Raw genomic sequence first — 4673 nt, 5'->3', positions numbered from 1 at the left:
GCTAAGCGACTTCCATATCTCACAGGGGGCAACCCCCAACTACTTCCGGCGTTCTAGGGCTTAACTACTGTGTTCGGCATGGGTACAGGTGTATCTCCTAGGCTATCGTCACTTAACTCTGAATGTTAAACATTCAAAATTGAATATCTATATTCTAACAAATTTCTAAACCTCTGTAAATATCCTCAGTTAATTTGGATAAGTCCTCGAGCTATTAGTATTAGTCCGCTCCATTGCTCACACAACTTCCACTCCTAACCTATCTACCTGATCTTCTCTCAGGGCTCTTACTAACATATAGTTATGGGAAATCTCATCTTGAGGGGGGTTTCACACTTAGATGCTTTCAGCGTTTATCCCTTCCCTACATAGCTACCCAGCGATGCTCTTGGCAGAACAACTGGTACACCAGCGGTAAGTCCACTCTGGTCCTCTCGTACTAGGAGCAGATCCTCTCAAATTTCCTACGCCCGCGACGGATAGGGACCGAACTGTCTCACGACGTTCTGAACCCAGCTCGCGTGCCGCTTTAATGGGCGAACAGCCCAACCCTTGGGACCGACTACAGCCCCAGGATGCGACGAGCCGACATCGAGGTGCCAAACCTCCCCGTCGATGTGAACTCTTGGGGGAGATAAGCCTGTTATCCCCAGGGTAGCTTTTATCCGTTGAGCGATGGCCCTTCCATACGGAACCACCGGATCACTAAGCCCGACTTTCGTCCCTGCTCGAGTTGTTGCTCTCGCAGTCAAGCTCCCTTATACCTTTACACTCTGCGAATGATTTCCAACCATTCTGAGGGAACCTTTGGGCGCCTCCGTTACCTTTTAGGAGGCGACCGCCCCAGTCAAACTGCCCGTCAGACACTGTCTCCGATAGGGATCACCTATCCGGGTTAGAGTGGCCATAACACAAGGGTAGTATCCCAACAACGCCTCCATCGAAACTGGCGTCCCGATCTCTATGGCTCCTACCTATCCTGTACATGTGGCACAGACACTCAATATCAAACTGCAGTAAAGCTCCATGGGGTCTTTCCGTCCTGTCGCGGGTAACCTGCATCTTCACAGGTACTAAAATTTCACCGAGTCTCTCGTTGAGACAGTGCCCAAATCATTACGCCTTTCGTGCGGGTCGGAACTTACCCGACAAGGAATTTCGCTACCTTAGGACCGTTATAGTTACGGCCGCCGTTTACTGGGGCTTCAATTCATACCTTCGCGTTACCGCTAAGCACTCCTCTTAACCTTCCAGCACCGGGCAGGCGTCACCCCCTATACATCATCTTACGATTTAGCAGAGAGCTGTGTTTTTGATAAACAGTTGCTTGGGCCTATTCACTGCGGCTGACTTTAAGCCAGCACCCCTTCTCCCGAAGTTACGGGGTCATTTTGCCGAGTTCCTTAACGAGAGTTCTCTCGCTCACCTGAGGCTACTCGCCTCGACTACCTGTGTCGGTTTGCGGTACGGGTAGAGTATGTGTAACGCTAGAAGCTTTTCTTGGCAGTGTGACATCACTAACTTCGCTACTAAACTTCGCTCCCCATCACAGCTCAATGTTATAGAATTAAGCATTTAACTCAATTCACACCTCACTGCTTAGACGTGCACTTCCAGTCGCACGCTTTAGTTAGCCTACTGCGTCCCTCCTTCACTACATACTCTAGTACAGGAATATCAACCTGTTGTCCATCGGATACACCTTTCGGTCTCTCCTTAGGTCCCGACTAACCCAGGGCGGACGAGCCTTCCCCTGGAAACCTTAGTCTTACGGTGGACAGGATTCTCACCTGTCTTTCGCTACTCATACCGGCATTCTCACTTCTATGCGTTCCAGCGCTCCTCACGGTACACCTTCGCCACACATAGAACGCTCTCCTACCATACCATTAAAGGTATCCACAGCTTCGGTAAATTGTTTTAGCCCCGGTACATTTTCGGCGCAGGGTCACTCGACTAGTGAGCTATTACGCACTCTTTGAATGAATAGCTGCTTCTAAGCTAACATCCTAGTTGTCTGTGCAACCCCACATCCTTTTCCACTTAACAATTATTTTGGGACCTTAGCTGGTGGTCTGGGCTGTTTCCCTTTCGACTACGGATCTTAGCACTCGCAGTCTGACTGCCGACCATAATTCTTTGGCATTCGGAGTTTATCTGAGATTGGTAATCCGGGATGGACCCCTCACCCAAACAGTGCTCTACCTCCAAGAATCTTGATGTCGACGCTAGCCCTAAAGCTATTTCGGAGAGAACCAGCTATCTCCAAGTTCGTTTGGAATTTCTCCGCTACCCACAAGTCATCCAAGCACTTTTCAACGTGCCCTGGTTCGGTCCTCCAGTGAGTTTTACCTCACCTTCAACCTGCTCATGGGTAGGTCACATGGTTTCGGGTCTACGACATAATACTAATCCGCCCTATTCAGACTCGGTTTCCCTACGGCTCCGTCTCTTCAACTTAACCTCGCATCATATCGTAACTCGCCGGTTCATTCTACAAAAGGCACGCTCTCACCCATTAACGGGCTCGAACTTGTTGTAGGCACACGGTTTCAGGTTCTATTTCACTCCCCTCCCGGGGTGCTTTTCACCTTTCCCTCACGGTACTGGTTCACTATCGGTCACTAGAGAGTATTTAGGGTTGGGAGATGGTCCTCCCAGATTCCGACGGGATTTCTCGTGTCCCGCCGTACTCAGGATACTGCTAGGTATAAAGACTATTTAAAATACGAGGCTCTTACTCTCTTTGGCCTACCTTCCCAAGTAGTTCTTCTATAATCTTTAAGTCCACATTGCAGTCCTACAACCCCGAAGAGTAAACTCTTCGGTTTGCCCTCCTGCCGTTTCGCTCGCCGCTACTCAGGCAATCGCGTTTGCTTTCTCTTCCTGCAGCTACTTAGATGTTTCAGTTCACTGCGTCTTCCTCTTCCTATCCTTAACAGATAAGAGTACTAGCCAGTAGCTAGTGGGTTCCCCCATTCGGACATCCCCGGATCAGTGCTTACTTACAGCTCCCCGAGGCATTTCGTCGTTTGTCACGTCCTTCTTCGGCTTCTAGTGCCAAGGCATCCACCGTGCGCCCTTATTAACTTAACCTTATTTTTGGTCTTATGACCTTAACTCTTTAAATTTTTACAGCGTTTCGGTTTATTTTCTTGTTACTATTTGATATAGATATTCAATTTTCAATGTTCAACTTAACACCCTTAGGTGTTAATGGAGCCTAGCGGGATCGAACCGCTGACCTCCTGCGTGCAAAGCAGGCGCTCTCCCAGCTGAGCTAAGGCCCCACAAGACCTCTCAAAACTAAACAAGACCAATGTACAAGTTTCCTTATCCTTAGAAAGGAGGTGATCCAGCCGCACCTTCCGATACGGCTACCTTGTTACGACTTCACCCCAATCATCTATCCCACCTTAGGCGGCTGGCTCCTAAAAGGTTACCTCACCGACTTCGGGTGTTACAAACTCTCGTGGTGTGACGGGCGGTGTGTACAAGGCCCGGGAACGTATTCACCGCGGCGTGCTGATCCGCGATTACTAGCGATTCCGACTTCATGTAGGCGAGTTGCAGCCTACAATCCGAACTGAGACTGGCTTTAAGAGATTAGCTTGCCGTCACCGACTCGCGACTCGTTGTACCAGCCATTGTAGCACGTGTGTAGCCCAGGTCATAAGGGGCATGATGATTTGACGTCATCCCCACCTTCCTCCGGTTTATTACCGGCAGTCTCGCTAGAGTGCCCAACTAAATGATGGCAACTAACAATAGGGGTTGCGCTCGTTGCGGGACTTAACCCAACATCTCACGACACGAGCTGACGACAACCATGCACCACCTGTCACCGATGTACCGAAGTAACTTCCTATCTCTAGAAATAGCATCGGGATGTCAAGACCTGGTAAGGTTCTTCGCGTTGCTTCGAATTAAACCACATGCTCCACCGCTTGTGCGGGCCCCCGTCAATTCCTTTGAGTTTCAACCTTGCGGTCGTACTCCCCAGGCGGAGTGCTTAATGCGTTAGCTACGGCACTAAACCCCGGAAAGGGTCTAACACCTAGCACTCATCGTTTACGGCGTGGACTACCAGGGTATCTAATCCTGTTTGCTCCCCACGCTTTCGAGCCTCAGCGTCAGTTACAAGCCAGAGAGCCGCTTTCGCCACCGGTGTTCCTCCATATATCTACGCATTTCACCGCTACACATGGAATTCCACTCTCCCCTCTTGCACTCAAGTTAAACAGTTTCCAAAGCGTACTATGGTTAAGCCACAGCCTTTAACTTCAGACTTATCTAACCGCCTGCGCTCGCTTTACGCCCAATAAATCCGGATAACGCTCGGGACCTACGTATTACCGCGGCTGCTGGCACGTAGTTAGCCGTCCCTTTCTGGTAAGATACCGTCACAGCGTGAACTTTCCACTCTCACACTCGTTCTTCTCTTACAACAGAGCTTTACGATCCGAAAACCTTCTTCACTCACGCGGCGTTGCTCGGTCAGGGTTCCCCCCATTGCCGAAGATTCCCTACTGCTGCCTCCCGTAGGAGTCTGGGCCGTGTCTCAGTCCCAGTGTGGCCGATCACCCTCTCAGGTCGGCTATGTATCGTCGCCTTGGTGAGCCGTTACCTCACCAACTAGCTAATACAACGCAGGTCCATCTCTTAGTGATGCA

General features: G+C 50.1%; 1 tRNA gene and 3 rRNA genes. All 4 read right to left on the bottom strand.

From position 1 onward, the window contains the following. Positions 1 to 116: ribosomal RNA gene (rrf, locus tag HA044_RS09430) — 5S ribosomal RNA — on the bottom strand. A 78-nt stretch (positions 117 to 194) separates the two neighbouring features. Next, a 23S ribosomal RNA gene (locus tag HA044_RS09425) occupies positions 195 to 3096 on the bottom strand. Between the two features lie 121 nt (positions 3097 to 3217). After that, a tRNA-Ala gene (locus HA044_RS09420) sits at positions 3218 to 3290 on the bottom strand. A gap of 53 nt (positions 3291 to 3343) precedes the next feature. Beyond that, a 16S ribosomal RNA gene (locus tag HA044_RS09415) occupies positions 3344 to 4673 on the bottom strand; the annotation flags it as partial.

This window comes from Streptococcus sp. IMAU 99161 (genome assembly GCF_014435245.1).
In the GTDB taxonomy this organism is placed as follows: Bacteria; Bacillota; Bacilli; order Lactobacillales; family Streptococcaceae; genus Streptococcus; species Streptococcus lactarius.
Note: the sequence above shows the minus strand (reverse complement) of the source record. Positions and strands in the feature narration are given on the sequence as shown.